The organism is Chryseobacterium koreense CCUG 49689 (assembly GCF_001045435.1).
GTDB lineage: Bacteria > Bacteroidota > Bacteroidia > Flavobacteriales > Weeksellaceae > Kaistella > Kaistella koreensis.
Genome location: NZ_LFNG01000008.1, coordinates 1 through 15,752, shown reverse-complemented (window position 1 = coordinate 15,752; position 15,752 = coordinate 1). Strand labels below are relative to the sequence as shown.

The following is a 15,752-nucleotide window of genomic DNA, read 5'->3' as shown; positions in this document are numbered from 1 at the left end:
AAAAAAAGGGTGGATTTCAAATTCTCTGCTTGATCCTAAAAGCCAAAGCATACATTAGGATAAATATAAAAGAAATTGCGCTGGTTGCCAAAACATTTAGAAAGATTTCCAAGAATCTGCTGAATTTGAAAAACTCGATGTATTGCACCAGGAGTTGGTGAACGAAAATACTTGAGCCGATGAAGAACAGAAACTGCATCCACTGCAAGCTCTGAAAAGAAAAGAAATCAGTGGAAGTATCGGTAGAAGTTCTAAAAATCAAGGTTCTAAAATAAGCGATGATTGTGGTGGCAAATGCATTGATTCCCCAAGTATAAAGAAAAGCGTCAATCGCCAAACCAAGCAAAAAGCTGAGTGCAAGAAACTGGAACTTATTTCTGAAAAATGGATAAAACATCACAAAAACCGGATAAAGAACGGGCGTGTATTTTCCGAAAAGCGTAATCCTGTTCAGCACGAAAATCTGCAGTGCCACCAGGAAAGCAATCATCAAGACATCTGTAAAAAGTGTTCTGCTTATCATTTTTCCCGTTTTATTGTTGCCTGCAAAGTATCTTGAATTCTGCTCACTTCAGCTTTCTTTAAGTTTTTTACGACGTAAACTTTGCTTAGATTCCCCATTTTTTCACTGAGTTCCACGGAAATGTCCCAGAAACCTGTTTTTTGGTCCACTTGATAACCGGCAACTTTTCCGATCATGACTCCTCTCGGAAAAATGGCGGATTTCCCGTCGGTTACCACGGTGTCTCCCACTTGCAGTGCGACATATTTTGGAATATCAGAGAGGTGCATGGTTCGCGAATCGTCGCCACGCCAAGTCAAGGTGCCAAAATATCCGGATTTTTTCAGGGCTGCATTGATCTTAATTTTATCCAAACTTAAAACTGATTGAACCAAAGCATAGGAATCCGTGGTGTTAATAACGATTCCTGCGATTCCATTTGGCGCCATCACTCCCATTTTCGGGAAAACTCCGTCTCGTTTTCCGCGGTTGATGGTGAAGTAGTTGTCTTTTCTATTGATGCTGTTAAAAACGATTTCGCCATCTACGAAAGTGTAGATTTGTCCTCCTCCAATTGTATCGTGAACTTTTCTGAATTCTGGAATTTCGCTGGTACCTTTTCCATAAACTTGTTCCATCAGCACTTTGTTTTGCTTCACAAGTTCGTCGTTAATTTGTTTGAGTTTTAGGTATGAAGCACCTTCGTCAATATACCCGGAAACCCAGGAATTGAACGCAGCAGTTTGTGCGGCAAGCCACGACTGCTGCATCGAGTTTCTGCTGAAAATCAATACCAAAGCAATGAGTTGCAGGAATATAAAGAAGACGAACAAACCGTTCTTCGAAAATAATCTCAGCAAAAATCCCATCAGAAAGTGTCGTAAAAATTAACTGTTATTTAATCAGGAAGTTGAATTTGTCCATGTTTTTCAATGCGATTCCTGTACCGCGAACTACAGCTCTCAGCGGATCTTCTGCCACGAAAACCGGAAGTCCTGTTTTCTTGTGAAGTCTGTCTGCCAATCCGCGAAGAAGCGCACCACCACCCGCAAGGTAAATTCCGGTTTTGTAGATATCTGCCGCCAATTCCGGAGGAGTCAGAGATAAAGTTTCCATGACTGCATCTTCGATTCTTATGATGGATTTGTCTAAAGCCCTTGCGATTTCTTTGTAGTTCACCATGATTTCTTTCGGTTTTCCGGTAATCAAATCGCGGCCTTGAACCGGAATATCTTCAATTTCCACATCCAGTTCTTCGATGGCGGAACCTACTTCGATTTTCACTCTTTCAGCGGTTCTTTCACCGATGTATAAATTGTGGTGGGTTCTCAGGTAATAAGCAATATCATTGGTAAAAACGTCGCCCGCAATTTTCACGGATTTGTCGCAAACGATTCCTCCAAGAGCAACCACAGCGATTTCTGTTGTTCCTCCACCTATATCGATAATCATGTTTCCTTCAGGTTTCTGCACGTCGATTCCTACACCGATTGCGGCCGCCATTGGTTCATAGATCAAACGGACTTCTTTTGCATTCACTTTTTGTGCGGAATCACGAACCGCTCTTTTTTCCACCTCTGTAATTCCGGAGGGAATACAAATCACAATTTTCAAGGTGGGTTGGAAAAGTTTTCCCTTAATTCCCGGAATTTGTTTGATGAATTCCTTGATCATGTGTTCAGAGGCATGAAAATCAGCGATTACGCCATCTTTCAAAGGTCTGATTGTTTTGATATCTTCGTGGGTTTTTCCCTGCATGTGTTTTGCTTTTTCGCCCACTGCAATTGGTTTCCCAGAAGTTCTTTCGATTGCAACGATAGAAGGTTGGTCGATTACAATCTTGTTGTTATGTATAATTAGTGTGTTTGCTGTTCCCAAGTCAATCGCAATATCCTGCGTGAACATATCAAATAACCCCATTTTTCTGCTGATTTTTTAAAGTGTACAAAGATATAAATTTAGAACTGTTTTATGAATTTAGTCATAATTAATTTCCGTTAAAGTTTTATTAAAGTTGAACGGGGTTTTTAATTAAACTTTTTTAGCCATAGATTATTTTGTCGGTTGTAAAAAATTGTGAATCAGTTAATTTTAAAGGCAAAATATGAATTGGAAGAAATTTTACCGAGAAAATCTGAAGTCCGGATTTGATAGATTTCGATGATAATCCTCATATTTCCAGCCTTTCTTTTATTCAATATAAAGTCTTAAATTTGCCGTTGCTTTATGAATACCGATCCAAACATTCACAAAACCGCCAATTTTGCCGTTTTGAGCATCAGTTTTGAAAAAGCCGATGCCGAAACGAGGGGGAAATTTGCCTTTTTTGATGAAAATGTCAAAAGTTTTGTCAACGAAATTCATGAAGAGAATTTGGGTGACGCTTTCGTGGTTTCCACCTGCAACAGAACCGAGATTTACACCACTTCCCAAAACTACCTTTTGATTGCAGAACTTTACTGCAAAACCACCGGCGTGAGTCTCACCGAGTTCATGAAATACGTGAACATCCTGAAACACGAAGAAGCATTGAATCACCTTTTCCGTGTGGCAGCTGGATTGGAAAGCCAGATCATTGGTGATTTTGAAATCATCGGTCAAATCAAAAATGCATACCACCGTTTCAAGAAAGAAAAGCAAAACTCAAATCCATTCTTGGAAAGAGCAATCAATTCAGCCATTCAAATTTCGAAAAGAATCAAGAATGAAACCGAAATTTCAAACGGGGCGGCTTCTGTTTCTTACGCCGCAGTTCACTATATCCTGAAAAATCAGCAACAGATTTCTGACAAGAATATCTTGTTGTTGGGAGTTGGAGAAATTGGTCAGAACACGGTAGAAAATCTGGTAAAACACGTTTACAAACCAAAAGTAAAAATCGCCAATCGGAGCAAAGATAAAGCAGAAAAGATCGCTGAAAAATATCAGATTCCACACATTGAATTTGCGGACTTTCATGAAGAATTGAAACAAACTGATATCCTGATTGTAGCAACTGGAGCAAAACACCCGATCATCAACAAAAGCCATTTCCCAAACGGAAAAGAAACGCTTGTCATCGATCTTTCGATTCCCAATAATGTGGAAAAAAACATCACGGATAACCAGAATGTCAGTTTGGTGGATGTGGATCAACTTTCCCTGCACATCAGCGAAACCATGGTTCAGCGGAAAAAAGAAATTCCCAAAGCCGAGGAAATCATTAAAGAAATGACCAAGGATTTTCTGGAATGGGAAAAGAAAAGAAAATTGGCACCTAACATTCACCATTTTAAAGCCGTTCTGAAAAACATGGAACGCAATGAAATGCACAATATTCACAAAAAACACAAATATATAGAAATAGAAGATATGGAACTTTCTGGGAAAATGATCCAGAAAATCACCAACCGTTTTGCGAAATACATCATCGATAATCCATGGAAAGCTGAGGAGATCAGCAAGTTAATGCATGAGATTTTAGTGGAACAACCCAACAAGGAATTCAATGAGAAGCATTAAACTCGGAACCAGAAATTCGCCGCTCGCACTTTGGCAGGCAAGGGAAGTCGAACGAAATCTGCAAAACAGAAATTACAGTACCGAAATCACGCCGATTGTTTCTTCTGGCGATAAAAATCTTCAGCAACCACTTTATGCGATGGGAATCACGGGGATTTTCACCAAAGATTTAGACATTGCCTTATTGAATCATGAAGTGGATATTGCCGTACACTCCTTAAAGGATATTCCTACCGAACTTCCTGAAAACATTGAAATCATCGCGGTTTTAAAAAGGGATTTTCCGCAGGATGTGCTGGTCAGAAAACCAGATGCTGAGACTTTGGATTTGCGGGATTTGAAAATCGCCACCAGTTCCCTCCGTAGAAGAGCATTTTGGCTAAAGGAATTTCCGGATACGGAATTTTCAGATATCCGCGGAAATGTGCAGACACGCCTGCGAAAACTTGAAGAACAAGATTTTGACGCCACGCTTTTTTCCTTGGCGGCGATTGAAAGAATGGGTTTAGATATTCGTTATGAAGCAATTCCGATCATGATTTCAGCACCTGCACAAGGAGTAGTGGCCATTACCGGTAGAAGTGACGATCCGGAAATGAAGGAGGTTTTTAAAGAAATTAATCACCTTCCGACTCAGATCTGTATCAATATCGAAAGAAATTTTCTGAACACGTTGGAAGGAGGCTGCACCGCCCCGATTGGTGCTTTTGCCGAAATTAATGACAAGAATGAAATCCGTTTCCGGGGAAGATTATGTTCACTGGATGGACAAAACTGCATTGAAACAGACGAAATTTTTGCCTATAAAGAAGGAGTGAATTACGGTAAGAAATTCGCCGAAGAAGTCATCAGGAATGGCGGAAGAGAAATAATGCAGCAAATCAAAACCCAATTGTAACAAGCGCATAGAAGCGATTATTTACCAATTACCTAGATAAAAATGAGAATCCTTTTCACCAAAAAATTCAATGAATCAATGATTTCCAAAAAACTGGGGAATCATTTTTCTTATGACTTTCTGGAAGTGATCAAGATTAAACATTTGAAAGTGAAACCTTATGATTTAAAGGCCTATTCTTTGATTTTCACCAGCGTGAATGCGGTGGAGGCTTTTTTTGAAAATGGTTTTATGCCCAATGAAAATTTCGTGGAGAGAGATTTCAACAAGATTTATGCAGTGGGTTTACAGACAAAAAGAGAGCTAAGGAAAAATGGATTCGGGACGTTCAAGGTGGCGAAACATGCCAAAGAACTTGCCGATTTCATCATCAAAAATAATAACAAGGAAAAATTCCTCCATTTCTGCGGTAACCTCGCTTTAAACGTGCTCAACAATGCATTGCCGCTGCAAAACATTTCCTACAAGAAGGTTCCCATCTATGAAACGCAGTTGCTATATCCGCAGGTTTCGGGAGATTATGATGCGGTTTGTTTTTTCAGCCCGAGCGGTGTGAGAAGTTTTGCGAAGCATAATTCGCTTGATCAATACCTGCTTTTTTCCATCGGGGAAACCACAGAAAGTGAGATTAAAAAGTTTACAAAAAATGAAGTAATTACAAGTTCAGAAAGCAACATGGATGATTTACTGAATTTAATTGCAAAATATGATGCTCAAAAAAAATGAGCGTAAAATGAAATATTATGATTAAGAACGACCTGTATTTAAAGGCATTGCGAGGAGAAAACGTAGAAAGACCACCGGTTTGGATGATGAGACAGGCAGGGAGATTCCTGCCGGAATTCCGTGCGATGCGCGATGAATACGATTTTTTCACCAGATGCAGAACACCGGAATTAGCCGCTGAGATCACCATGATGCCGATTCGCAGATATCCATTAGACGCCGCGATTTTATTTTCGGATATCCTGGTGGTTCCGCAAGCGATGGGAATGGATTTCAAAATGGTGGATTCCGTCGGACCTTGGTTGGAAACGCCGATCAGAACCATGGAACAAGTTCAAAATATTGAAGTTCCGAATGTTAATGATACTTTGGGATATGTCTTCGATGCGATAGAACTGACTTTGCAAAAACTTGACAATGATATTCCATTGATCGGTTTTGCCGGCTCACCTTGGACAATCCTTTGCTACTGTGTAGAAGGAAAGGGTTCAAAAGCTTTTGATATTGCGAAATCTTTCTGTTTCCAAAATCCGGAAGCTGCCCATTTATTATTACAGAAGATCACAGATACCACCATTGCTTATCTGAAAAGAAAAGTGGAGAAAGGTGTTTCCGCGGTTCAGGTTTTTGATTCTTGGGGCGGAATGTTGTCGCCGGAGGATTATCAGGAGTTTTCGTGGAAATACATCAACCAAATTGTGGAAGCATTGAGTCCGCTCACTCACGTGGTAGTTTTCGGAAAGGGATGCTGGTTCGCTTTGGAGGAAATGACCTTGTCGAAAGTTTCGGCTTTAGGAGTTGATTGGACGATCCGACCTGAATATGCGAGGGTTTTGACGAACCACACGATGACTTTGCAGGGAAATTTTGATCCAGCGAGATTGCATTCCACACCGGAAACAATTAAAAAAATGGTGAACGAAATGATCAACCGATTCGGAAAAGACCGTTATATCGCAAATCTAGGACACGGAATTTTACCCAATATCCCACTGGAAAATGCTGAAGCGTTTATTCGTGCAGTGGTCGATTGGAAAGCGAACTGAGATTGGGTGGGAGCAGACTGTTGCACAGTGTATTTGGTCTTGGAAAAAAATAGAAAACGTATCACTTTTGATGCGTTTTTTTTTCTAGGGTAAATCATTATTTTCTGTTTTAGATCTGCTTCATTTGAGTGATCAGCAAGAATCTAAGCACGTTTTTCCCTCTTGCTGATTACATGGATTCCGCAGATTGCTCAACTTCATAGTACATCAATTCCTCTTCGTCATTCGGCAGGCTCACCATTTTTTGGAATTTTAGGCCTAGTTTTTCAATCAGTTTTTGAGAAGAAATATTTTCCTTCGTAGTAATAGCCGAAAATTTCTTTAAGCCAAATTCTTTAAATCCAACTTCCATCAGCTTTGAGGCGGCTTCGCAACCATAACCTTTTCCCTCAAACTCTGGTAGAAAACTAAATCCGATGTCGTGCACTTCCAAACCGTCACGCTCGAAAATTCCGACGCTGCCGATTTTTTTGCCGTCTTCTTTTTTGGTAATCAAATAGTTTCCGTAACCCAGTTTTTCGATCTGCGGCAGGAATCTGTTTCTGATGTAATTTTCAGCGTCAGCAATGGTTTTGATATTCCGGTCCCCAATAAATCTGATGAAGTTCGGCGAATTATACAATTCGAAGATGAACTGCGAATCGTCGGTTGACATAGGTTCCAGGAGAAGTCTTTCAGTTTCTATTATTTGTTTTTCCATCATATTCCTTTTTTTCCTGCAAGAATCATTTCGATCATTTTTACTTTTCGGTTTTCGCGGGTTTCAGGCTTTTTGGCTTCCACAATCCAGCGGATGTATTCTTTTCTGTGCGTATAGCTCATCGCATCAAACAATTCCTTTGCCTTCAGATTTTCATTGAAAATTATTTTCACATCTTCGGGAATTTCCACGATTCGCTCTTCTTTGTCTTCGCACAATTTCACGGAAACAGTGTCCCCAAATGATTTCCCCAGTTTCTTTCTAATTTCCTGAGTTAAACCCAAAATATGGCAATCTGAATTCATTTTCGTCAAGCTTCCACGATACTCCACTTTTCCATCAAAAACCGCCTGGATCCTGACCTGGCCTTTTTTCCCGAAAAGTTCCTGTACCGAAAACGGGAATTCTACGAATGCGGCGTTGATTTCGCCCGCTTTCTGAATCTCACCTTCAAAACTAAAATAATTCTGAGTCATTTTTAATTATTTTCTGAAATCAAATTTAGGAATTACGGCACAATAATGGCGGTGTTGTTGAAAATTAATATTATGAAAGGACTTGGTCGGATTTTGATCTTCTTAATCGCAATTTTTCTGTTTCAAAACTGTTCAACTAAAACTTTAGTTTATGAAGGTATAAACCGTCAATGGATGCTTGTTGAATTTCAAAATTTCAGTCGGGATCTGATGGTGAAAAACCGTGCAAATATGGATTTGACTTCCGCGAAAACCAATCCCAATCAATACGGAGCGGAAATGGGTTGTAATAAAATGTTTTTTACCGCAGAATTTTATTCGGATGGTTTGGTGAGATTTTCTGGCATTGGATCCACGATGATGTATTGCGAAAATAACATGGATTTGGAGACCGCTTTCGCCAAAACTTTACCAAGCATGTCTAAGTACAAAATCAACGGACATTATCTTACACTTTCCAATGATGCGGGAGAAACCATGAAATTTATCGCATCAGACTGGGATTGATTTCAGTAATATGGTCATGAAGTGTTTTTTTGTAATAGTGGTAAAAAGCCTGAATTACGAGGTGAATTTCATAGATTTGAAGTCTCAAATATCACTTATTACTTATGGACATCAATCCTGAATTCATCGGTTTGCTCGGAGGTTTCCTTTCCTGCATCACCTTCGTTCCACAAATCTTCAAAACCTGGAAATCAAAATCTGTTCAGGATATTTCCGTGCACACCTTTATGATTGTTCTTGCAAGTACTATTATTTGGATTGGTTATGGGATTTTGAAAGATAGTATTTCTGTGATGCTTACCAACATTGTCGTTTTTTTAACGGCATTAATTATGCTTTGGATGAAGTGGAAATTTGGCGGAAAGGAAGTGTGACTTTCCCTGCTTTTGTGTAAAGGATTTAAACTCCCGGAAATAAAATTCTTAAATTTGCAGGAATGCTGAACGCAATTAACCTATGCTAGAAAAAAAAGAACATTTATACGAAAAAGCCGTTTTGGTGGGCTTAATTACCCAAAATCAAGACGAAGCAAAACTTAAGGAATACCTTGATGAACTTGAGTTTTTGGCGTTTACGGCAGGAGCAACTGTGGATAAACGTTTCACCCAAAAAATGTCGCAACCGGATTCCAAAACTTTTGTCGGAAGCGGAAAAGCGGAAGAAATCAGAAATTATATCAAGGAAAACGGAATTACGACTGTTATTTTTGATGATGAACTTTCACCTTCGCAACTGAAAAATCTTGAGAAGGAAATGGAGGTGAAAATTCTGGATAGAACCAATTTGATTCTGGATATTTTCGCGCAAAGAGCACAAACTTCTTATGCAAGAACTCAGGTAGAACTCGCACAATACGAATATCTTTTGCCACGTTTGACAAGAATGTGGACCCACCTGGAAAGACAGCGTGGTGGAATTGGAATGAGAGGACCCGGAGAAACCGAAATCGAAACCGACCGGCGAATCATCCGCGACCGGATTTCACTATTAAAGGAAAAACTGAAAACCATCGATAAACAGATGTCTACCCAAAGACAAAACCGTGGAAAGATGGTACGTGTCGCATTAGTTGGATATACCAACGTGGGAAAATCCACTTTGATGAACGCGATTTCGAAATCAGAGGTTTTCGCCGAAAATAAACTGTTTGCCACTTTGGACACCACGGTGAGAAAAGTGGTAGTAGGGAATTTACCTTTTCTGTTGACGGACACCGTTGGTTTCATCAGAAAATTACCGACACAGTTGGTGGAAAGCTTTAAATCGACTTTGGATGAAGTTCGTGAAGCGGATTTGCTGATTCATGTTGTTGATATTTCCCACGACAGTTTTGAAGACCATATCAATTCCGTGAATCAAATTTTAATGGAAATCGGAGCGCATCAAAAACCGATGATTATGGTTTTCAACAAGATCGATGCTTTTGCTTACGAGAAAAAAGAAGAAGATGACTTGACGCCTTCCAACAGAAAGAATATTTCTCTGGCAGAATGGGAAAAGACCTGGATGTCGAAATCCAAATATCCGACGGTCTTTATTTCGGCTTTAACCAAAGAGAATTTCCCCGAAATGAAGAAAATGATTTACGACGAGGTTTTGAAAATCCATATTTCGAGGTTTCCCTACAATGATTTTCTTTTTGAATATTATGACGACGAGGAAAATTAGCGAATTCTGTACTCAATTCCAGAAATATAATTGCCACTGATTCTTGACGAAAATATTCGCGAATCAGTGGCGATTTTTTATGTGAATGTTTTTTATTTTTCCCAGACCAAAGCGCTCGCTCCCAAAATAGCTGCATCCGCTTCGTCCAATTCACTGAAAACCAATTTCACTTTATTTCTAAAAATTGGTAATAGGTTTCTTTCCATGTGAAGTTTGGTCGGTTTTAGGATGAAATCTCCTGCTTTAATTACTCCGCCGAAAAGCAGAATCGCTTCCGGTGAAGAAAACATCACGAAATTGGCTAAAGCTTCACCTAATTTTTGTCCGGTATATCTGAAAACTTCAATTGCAGTCGGGTCGCCTTTTTTGGCACATTCGTAAACCACTTTTGAATCGATATCCTCTTCGCGGTAATCATTCAGCATTGAATCCGGGAATTCTGCGCGCATTTTTTTTGCGGTAATTGCTATTCCCGTTGCAGATGCATAAGCTTCCAAAGAACCTTCAGAACCGGTGCTCCAATGTTTTCTTCCTCCCGGTTTTACGATGGTGTGTCCTAATTCTCCCGCAAAACCGTCGTGGCCATAGATTAATTTTCCGCCGGAAATAATTCCGCTACCTACGCCGGTTCCCAGTGTCATCATGATGAAATCCTTCATTCCGCGTGCGGCACCAAACATCATTTCGCCCAAAGCGGCTGCGTTTGCATCATTCGTCATCGTGCAGGGAACACCAAACTTTTTGGTCATCAATTCAGCAAATGGAACCACACCTTTCCACCGCAGATTGGGAGCTTGTTCGATGGTTCCCCGGAAATAATTCGCATTTGGGGCACCAACTCCAATTCCATCAAATTGTTTTTCTGAAAAGTATTGTTTGATTAATGGCGAAACTTTTTCATAAAGGGCGTCGATAAATTCTTCTACTTTCTCATATTCGTCGGTCTTGATGCTTCCTTTTGCAAGAATTTCACCACGGTGGTTGACCAAACCGAATTTGGTATTGGTACCGCCAATGTCCACTCCTAACGCAACCTGTTTCGACAAATCTATTAATGACATCCGTTTGTAAATTTAAGTTTTAAAAATACAAAAATTAATAGTAGGTTAACAAAAAACTTCTCCATTTCTGAAGAAGTCTTTATGATCTTTGTCGTTTACTAATTTTGAATGAATCTGCATTCAGGCATTTTCATTGAAAATAAAAATTCATTAATTTTTAATTATCGTTTGATTAATAACCACCTGATTGTCTTTTTGAATATTTACCACGTACATTCCTGTCGGAAATCCGCTCATATCGAAGCCATCTCCTGTTTTGGAAATTACGATAACCCCCATGCTGTTGGCAACCGTAATTTGATATTCGTCAATTTGTCTTCCAGAGCCATTTGGAGCTGTTGGACATGGTGGCTCAACTTGTTTTGAAACCGAATAATCCTCAGAATTTCCGTTTTTAGTTAATTTATAAATTGTACAATCAACAGGTGGTGGTGGAGATATTGTGGCATAAGTTGTATAAGTACCGCAACTATTGGTTGCTTTAACTTCAACATCAAAACTCCAATTATAACCGGGAGCATTGGCAAAATAGGAATATCCTGTCTTTATGACACCATTGTCCAGTCTTTTCCATTTGACATTCTCTGATGTAATCCCTTGCTGTTCTAAAGTTAAATTTGGGTTTGAGCTAACAGCATAAAACGTTACATAATTTGTATTGTTAGATGCTGGTTCGATTTGTAACGAACTTGCTCCGACCCAAATCTTTTGTGTAACTTTTTGGCCATTATCAAAATTTAACTCAACAAAACCATAACCGTTTTGTAATGCTTTAACTTCAATTACTGAACTTGTATTGCTCCCTATAAGTTGAAGATTATTTGAAACAGTCCAATAGTAATTGCTTGGAAGGTTACATAATAGCGTTACGTTTGTTTGAACATGAAATGTTTCATTTACACATAGATTTGTCTTTGTTGCAGATAATGTTACGTTCTTCAGTGATAAATGAGGACTTTGAAAATTCCCTTTAATTTCTTCACTCAGCCAATTTGCGATTTCTTGGTCAAATGCAACATGCATGTCGTTTTGGCTTGTAACAAAATAGGTATTGAATGGAATCTCGTTATTACAAAGAAGATTTCTACTAATATCATCATTCCAATTAAAATTAGGATTCTTCAAGGACAATGTACTTACAGTGGGCATAAAGGTATGGTAATATGGTCCTTGTCTCCATTCGTGAAATGATGTCATTTGATTTAATGGTTCTTCAAATGATTCTTTCATAATCATCATCGTATTGTATTTTGAACCTTGTACTGCATCCATTGAGCCATGAAAATTATTATTGGTTCTATAAACTTTTGTATTAAGAATCGTAATTGAAAAAATATTGCCATTTGTAAACCAACCTGTCTTTGTATATTTTCCTTCAAAATTTAATGCATTTGTAGTATAAGATGGAAGAGCATAGTCAACGAGTGTTGCCGCTTTATAATTAAATCCTAGTATTTTTTTAAACGCTGCCATTTCCAACAAGCATTGACCATCATTTACGTTTTTTGTCATATCTGTATTTCCGTTAGAAATAGCAATATTCCTACTCAGCTGCGGAAAACCGTTAGAGTTCGCAACGCCATTATTAATAAGGTTTTGTCTAAATAAATTTCTAACGGGGTCCCCATTATTTTGTCCGCCGACACCTTTCATCGGATTTGCAGCATCTAATTGCTCTATTAACATTTCTCTTGCCGCAGGCGAAAAAAAGTTTTCTGAATATTTGGTTTTTGCCACCTCATTCCCTCCGAGAAAACCATAAAAATATAAATTGCTTTGGGCTGAAATTGGAATATTGGCACCTAAATGAGGTGCGTCATAACTCACCCATAATCTGGTATTATGCGGAATATTATTTTTCTCCATATATGCGAGTGCATATCTGCTCACTAAACCACCCATGCTCGGACCTATTAATGCTATTTGATTACTACTGCCATTTTCTTGAAGTTTTAAATTTTCCCTTTGGAGTAAGGCAACTACTGCCATCGCATTTCTTTCGATAAAATCTGCACCGTTCGGAAAATTAACAAGGGTGACGTCAAATCCATTATCTCTCATATCTTCAATCAAGTTTTTTTCATTTCCATTATTTGGTATATTATCAATGTCATATGCCATAAAACCATATAACATGTCTATGCTTATTTTATCACCAGGATCATATCCATCCAGAATATAAACGGGATTTCGCAATTTGGGTTGGATACTGAATGTTTTGGTAACAGGATCATATCCGGGATTAGAAATCGTATTATAGTAAGTCCTGTATTCCAATTTTCCACTCGTTGCGCTATTTTCGCCATATCCCTGAAAGGGAATCGTGTTGTTAATACCGTTAACTCCGATAAAATTTTCCCATTCATTGTATGTCCCACTGGGTGCATTCCCAGTTTGAGGTATATTTACATCAATACTGCTGTATAGAATTTTAGTTGTATTATCCGAGAAAATCAGGGTGAATTTTAAATTCTTTTTTCCCGAAGAAGTATAGGTAATCACTACAGGTGGATTGATCGGTTTTGAAGCAAAACCGTTGACTTGGAAAGTTTGTGTAGTCCCATTACCAATATCTACATTTATTGAGGTGACCTTTGGTATGGATTCATCCTGCACCACAAAATCATTTTTGAGGGAAAAGGTGACTGCGCCGGAATTAAATTGAGAATAAATTGGAGCAGCAATAGAAATTGTCTTTTGAGAGAACGGGTTTTTACCGGGGACATTTCTAAAATAACCGTCATTTATATTGATATTGGGATTGTTTTGATCCCCAAAGTTGAGATAGTCGAATTTTAGGTTTAAAAGCCCAATCTCTACATTATTAACTTTTGCACTTTGTTTTGACATATCTTTTAACTGGTCCGGATTGAGAAAAGGCGCATTATTATGTGCCCGATACAGCTCGCTCCAAGATTGAACAAAATAATCTGAACTAACTGTATCCTTTACTGCTCTGTCTATATCTGTAAAAGAAAACACCCGGTCATACAGTATTGGAGTCATCATCTGGCTTTTGTCAAGATATACAAGCAAACTGTCCATCGATTGCGTATATGTCTTTGTTTGAGATACAACAAATACTATCGAAAAATTGAAGAAAATAATCTGTAGAATTCTTGTGTAAAATTTTTTCATGAATTTAATGGTTTAGAGTGGTGTAATTAATGTCAAATCTACCATCAGTTACATTGATAATATCAGATGAATTTTCTATGTTATATACTTTACAACTAAAAGTACCAGAAATTATGTTGGTAGAAGAAGTAACTTCTGCACGGCTTATAAAAATATTTCCACTATTTGTTGAGGAAAGATATTTTTTCCCTTCTGGCGAGATTAATATAATTTGATTGTTGTTTGGTCCTTCTTCATATAATAAACCATTCGACTGATTGACAACATAGTTTCCCGTTCCAGCAGACATATTATTGATCCATAAAAAAATGGAGTAACCGTTGGAATCCTTTTTATTAGAAATTTCTAGTTGCCAAAAATCATTCATTCCAGGATAGAAATTATTTCCGAAAAATTCTTTTAGTCCGTAAAGTGGTTGTCCCCCAATACTTTGATTGCCATTCTTTGGAATTAAAACTTTTCCGTTTACCAAGCAACCGGCGGTGTTTGCCCCCCAAAGTGGTTGCGGCCGGCAAAATATCTTGCGGCGTAGCATCATTGGAAGAATTTCTACCACATGAGAGCACGACAAAAAGAAAGAGTAAAAGAAAGACTGTTTTCATATCATTTTATTTTTTGTGATTGATGTAAATATACAATAGTTTTTTATGTAATGAATATGATTTGAGGCATGTTTTGTTTCTAACAAAAAAAACTTCTCCATTTCTGAAGAAGTTTCTATGATATTTGTCGTTTACTATTGTAATTAGAAAATACCCGGTCATACAATATTGGAGTCACCATCTGGCTTTTGTCAAGATATACAAGCAAACTGTCCATCGATTGCGTATATGTCTTTGTTTGTGCATAGATATTGATTGATGAAAAAAGTATTGAAAAAAATGAGATTAAAATATTGGAGAGTTTTTTCATAATATTATTTGTTTAATGTTAATCTATTAATATCGAATCTGCCATCAGTTATTTGTATCTTTTCTGTTGGTTGTTCTTTGTTATATAGTGTTGCTGTAAATGTTCCGGAGAAATATGGATAATCAAATCTATTGATTGTTATTATACCACAATTATCAGATGACAAAAAAATTTTTCCATCAAACTCAAGATACATCTGCGTAATTTGAGTTGTAGGCGATCCATACCCTCCTGATTGGTTTACAATAAAATCCCCAGAAGCAGTAACATTATACATGTAAAAGTACACTCGTTGATTTGTAGAATAATTTTTTATATTTATATAATAATTAGTATCAATCGCATTTATCGTTAATCCATATAGCGGTTGTCCCCCAATACTTTGATTGCCATTCTTTGGAATTAAAACTTTTCCGTTTACCAAGCAACCGGCGGTGTTTGCCCCCGAAGTGGTTGCGGCCGGCAAAATATCTTGCGGCGTAGCATCATTGGAAGAATTTCTACCACATGAGAGCACGACAAAAAGAAAGAGTAAAAGAAAGACTGTTTTCATATCATTTTATTTTTTGTGATTGATGTAAATATACAATAGTTTTTTATGTAATGAATATGATTTG

General features: G+C 38.0%; 16 protein-coding genes. 7 read left to right on the top strand and 9 right to left on the bottom strand.

All coding sequences use genetic code 11. The features are described from left to right. Positions 1 to 16 precede the first annotated feature (16 nt). The 3 genes from ACM44_RS06960 to ACM44_RS06950 are packed head-to-tail and all read right to left on the bottom strand — an operon-like array spanning position 17 to position 2,422. Complete coding sequence (locus ACM44_RS06960; RefSeq protein WP_048499318.1) at positions 17 to 523, bottom strand: hypothetical protein; 507 nt, start codon at positions 521 to 523, stop codon at positions 17 to 19. Then, a complete protein-coding gene (gene mreC / locus ACM44_RS06955; RefSeq protein ID WP_048499317.1) occupies positions 520 to 1,371 on the bottom strand; it encodes a rod shape-determining protein MreC in 852 nt (283 codons plus the stop codon). Before mreC ends, ACM44_RS06960 begins: the two co-directional genes overlap by 4 nt. A 25-nt stretch (positions 1,372 to 1,396) precedes the next feature. Beyond that, positions 1,397 to 2,422 (bottom strand): rod shape-determining protein, encoded by a 1,026-nt coding sequence (locus tag ACM44_RS06950; protein WP_048499316.1) that lies wholly within the window; start codon positions 2,420 to 2,422, stop codon positions 1,397 to 1,399. A 306-nt stretch (positions 2,423 to 2,728) separates the two neighbouring features. Between ACM44_RS06950 and hemA the strand changes: the two genes are divergently transcribed. The 4 genes from hemA to hemE are packed head-to-tail and all read left to right on the top strand — an operon-like array spanning position 2,729 to position 6,673. Then, a complete protein-coding gene (gene hemA / locus ACM44_RS06945; protein ID WP_048499315.1) occupies positions 2,729 to 4,003 on the top strand; it encodes a glutamyl-tRNA reductase in 1,275 nt (424 codons plus the stop codon). Continuing rightward, positions 3,990 to 4,901 (top strand): hydroxymethylbilane synthase, encoded by a 912-nt coding sequence (hemC, locus tag ACM44_RS06940; RefSeq protein ID WP_048499314.1) that lies wholly within the window; start codon positions 3,990 to 3,992, stop codon positions 4,899 to 4,901. Before hemA ends, hemC begins: the two co-directional genes overlap by 14 nt. 42 nt (positions 4,902 to 4,943) lie before the next feature. Continuing rightward, positions 4,944 to 5,627, top strand: a complete 684-nt coding sequence (locus ACM44_RS06935) for a uroporphyrinogen-III synthase (RefSeq protein WP_053215447.1) — start codon at positions 4,944 to 4,946, stop codon at positions 5,625 to 5,627. 17 nt (positions 5,628 to 5,644) lie between these two features. Further along, positions 5,645 to 6,673 (top strand): uroporphyrinogen decarboxylase, encoded by a 1,029-nt coding sequence (gene hemE / locus ACM44_RS06930; protein WP_048499313.1) that lies wholly within the window; start codon positions 5,645 to 5,647, stop codon positions 6,671 to 6,673. A 169-nt stretch (positions 6,674 to 6,842) separates the two neighbouring features. Here hemE and ACM44_RS06925 read toward each other — a convergent pair whose 3' ends face one another. Then, entirely contained in the window at positions 6,843 to 7,376 is a 534-nt protein-coding gene (locus ACM44_RS06925; RefSeq protein WP_048499312.1) for a GNAT family N-acetyltransferase, read from the bottom strand. Continuing rightward, positions 7,373 to 7,849 carry a YdeI/OmpD-associated family protein gene (locus ACM44_RS06920; protein WP_048499311.1) on the bottom strand — a complete coding sequence of 159 codons (477 nt, stop codon included), beginning with the start codon at positions 7,847 to 7,849 and terminating at the stop codon, positions 7,373 to 7,375. Before ACM44_RS06920 ends, ACM44_RS06925 begins: the two co-directional genes overlap by 4 nt. Before the next feature lie 174 nt (positions 7,850 to 8,023). Between ACM44_RS06920 and ACM44_RS06915 the strand changes: the two genes are divergently transcribed. The 3 genes from ACM44_RS06915 (at position 8,024) to hflX (ending at position 10,024) form a co-directional block, all read left to right on the top strand. Continuing rightward, positions 8,024 to 8,356, top strand: a complete 333-nt coding sequence (locus tag ACM44_RS06915; RefSeq protein WP_160303976.1) for an META domain-containing protein — start codon at positions 8,024 to 8,026, stop codon at positions 8,354 to 8,356. Positions 8,357 to 8,460: 104 nt separating this feature from the next. Beyond that, positions 8,461 to 8,730: a SemiSWEET family sugar transporter gene (locus tag ACM44_RS06910; RefSeq protein ID WP_048499309.1), complete on the top strand. Its 270-nt coding sequence runs from the start codon at positions 8,461 to 8,463 to the stop codon at positions 8,728 to 8,730. An 82-nt stretch (positions 8,731 to 8,812) separates the two neighbouring features. Beyond that, positions 8,813 to 10,024 carry a GTPase HflX gene (gene hflX, locus ACM44_RS06905; RefSeq protein WP_048499308.1) on the top strand — a complete coding sequence of 404 codons (1,212 nt, stop codon included), beginning with the start codon at positions 8,813 to 8,815 and terminating at the stop codon, positions 10,022 to 10,024. Between the two features lie 92 nt (positions 10,025 to 10,116). Here the strand turns inward: hflX and ACM44_RS06900 are convergent, their stop codons facing one another. The 4 genes from ACM44_RS06900 to ACM44_RS06885 form a co-directional block, all read right to left on the bottom strand. Continuing rightward, positions 10,117 to 11,085, bottom strand: a complete 969-nt coding sequence (locus ACM44_RS06900; protein WP_048499307.1) for an ROK family protein — start codon at positions 11,083 to 11,085, stop codon at positions 10,117 to 10,119. 150 nt (positions 11,086 to 11,235) lie between these two features. Then, on the bottom strand, positions 11,236 to 14,223 hold the full coding sequence (locus ACM44_RS06895; protein WP_048499306.1) for an esterase/lipase family protein: 2,988 nt from the start codon (positions 14,221 to 14,223) through the stop codon (positions 11,236 to 11,238). 4 nt (positions 14,224 to 14,227) lie between these two features. Further along, on the bottom strand, positions 14,228 to 14,761 hold the full coding sequence (locus ACM44_RS06890; RefSeq protein ID WP_234109559.1) for a DUF5025 domain-containing protein: 534 nt from the start codon (positions 14,759 to 14,761) through the stop codon (positions 14,228 to 14,230). Between the two features lie 378 nt (positions 14,762 to 15,139). Then, a complete protein-coding gene (locus ACM44_RS06885; protein ID WP_048499305.1) occupies positions 15,140 to 15,688 on the bottom strand; it encodes a hypothetical protein in 549 nt (182 codons plus the stop codon). Positions 15,689 to 15,752: the final 64 nt, after the last annotated feature.

Bases quoted from the DNA above. Each gene is read 5' to 3' on its own strand.
- ACM44_RS06960 (WP_048499318.1), bottom strand. From the start codon at position 523: ATGATAAGCAGAACACTTTTTACAGATGTCTTGATGATTGCTTTCCTG.
- mreC (WP_048499317.1), bottom strand. From the start codon at position 1,371: ATGGGATTTTTGCTGAGATTATTTTCGAAGAACGGTTTGTTCGTCTTC.
- ACM44_RS06950 (WP_048499316.1), bottom strand. From the start codon at position 2,422: ATGGGGTTATTTGATATGTTCACGCAGGATATTGCGATTGACTTGGGA.
- hemA (WP_048499315.1), top strand. From the start codon at position 2,729: ATGAATACCGATCCAAACATTCACAAAACCGCCAATTTTGCCGTTTTG.
- hemC (WP_048499314.1), top strand. From the start codon at position 3,990: ATGAGAAGCATTAAACTCGGAACCAGAAATTCGCCGCTCGCACTTTGG.
- ACM44_RS06935 (WP_053215447.1), top strand. From the start codon at position 4,944: ATGAGAATCCTTTTCACCAAAAAATTCAATGAATCAATGATTTCCAAA.
- hemE (WP_048499313.1), top strand. From the start codon at position 5,645: ATGATTAAGAACGACCTGTATTTAAAGGCATTGCGAGGAGAAAACGTA.
- ACM44_RS06925 (WP_048499312.1), bottom strand. From the start codon at position 7,376: ATGATGGAAAAACAAATAATAGAAACTGAAAGACTTCTCCTGGAACCT.
- ACM44_RS06920 (WP_048499311.1), bottom strand. From the start codon at position 7,849: ATGACTCAGAATTATTTTAGTTTTGAAGGTGAGATTCAGAAAGCGGGC.
- ACM44_RS06915 (WP_160303976.1), top strand. From the start codon at position 8,024: ATGCTTGTTGAATTTCAAAATTTCAGTCGGGATCTGATGGTGAAAAAC.
- ACM44_RS06910 (WP_048499309.1), top strand. From the start codon at position 8,461: ATGGACATCAATCCTGAATTCATCGGTTTGCTCGGAGGTTTCCTTTCC.
- hflX (WP_048499308.1), top strand. From the start codon at position 8,813: ATGCTAGAAAAAAAAGAACATTTATACGAAAAAGCCGTTTTGGTGGGC.
- ACM44_RS06900 (WP_048499307.1), bottom strand. From the start codon at position 11,085: ATGTCATTAATAGATTTGTCGAAACAGGTTGCGTTAGGAGTGGACATT.
- ACM44_RS06895 (WP_048499306.1), bottom strand. From the start codon at position 14,223: ATGAAAAAATTTTACACAAGAATTCTACAGATTATTTTCTTCAATTTT.
- ACM44_RS06890 (WP_234109559.1), bottom strand. From the start codon at position 14,761: ATGATGCTACGCCGCAAGATATTTTGCCGGCCGCAACCACTTTGGGGG.
- ACM44_RS06885 (WP_048499305.1), bottom strand. From the start codon at position 15,688: ATGAAAACAGTCTTTCTTTTACTCTTTCTTTTTGTCGTGCTCTCATGT.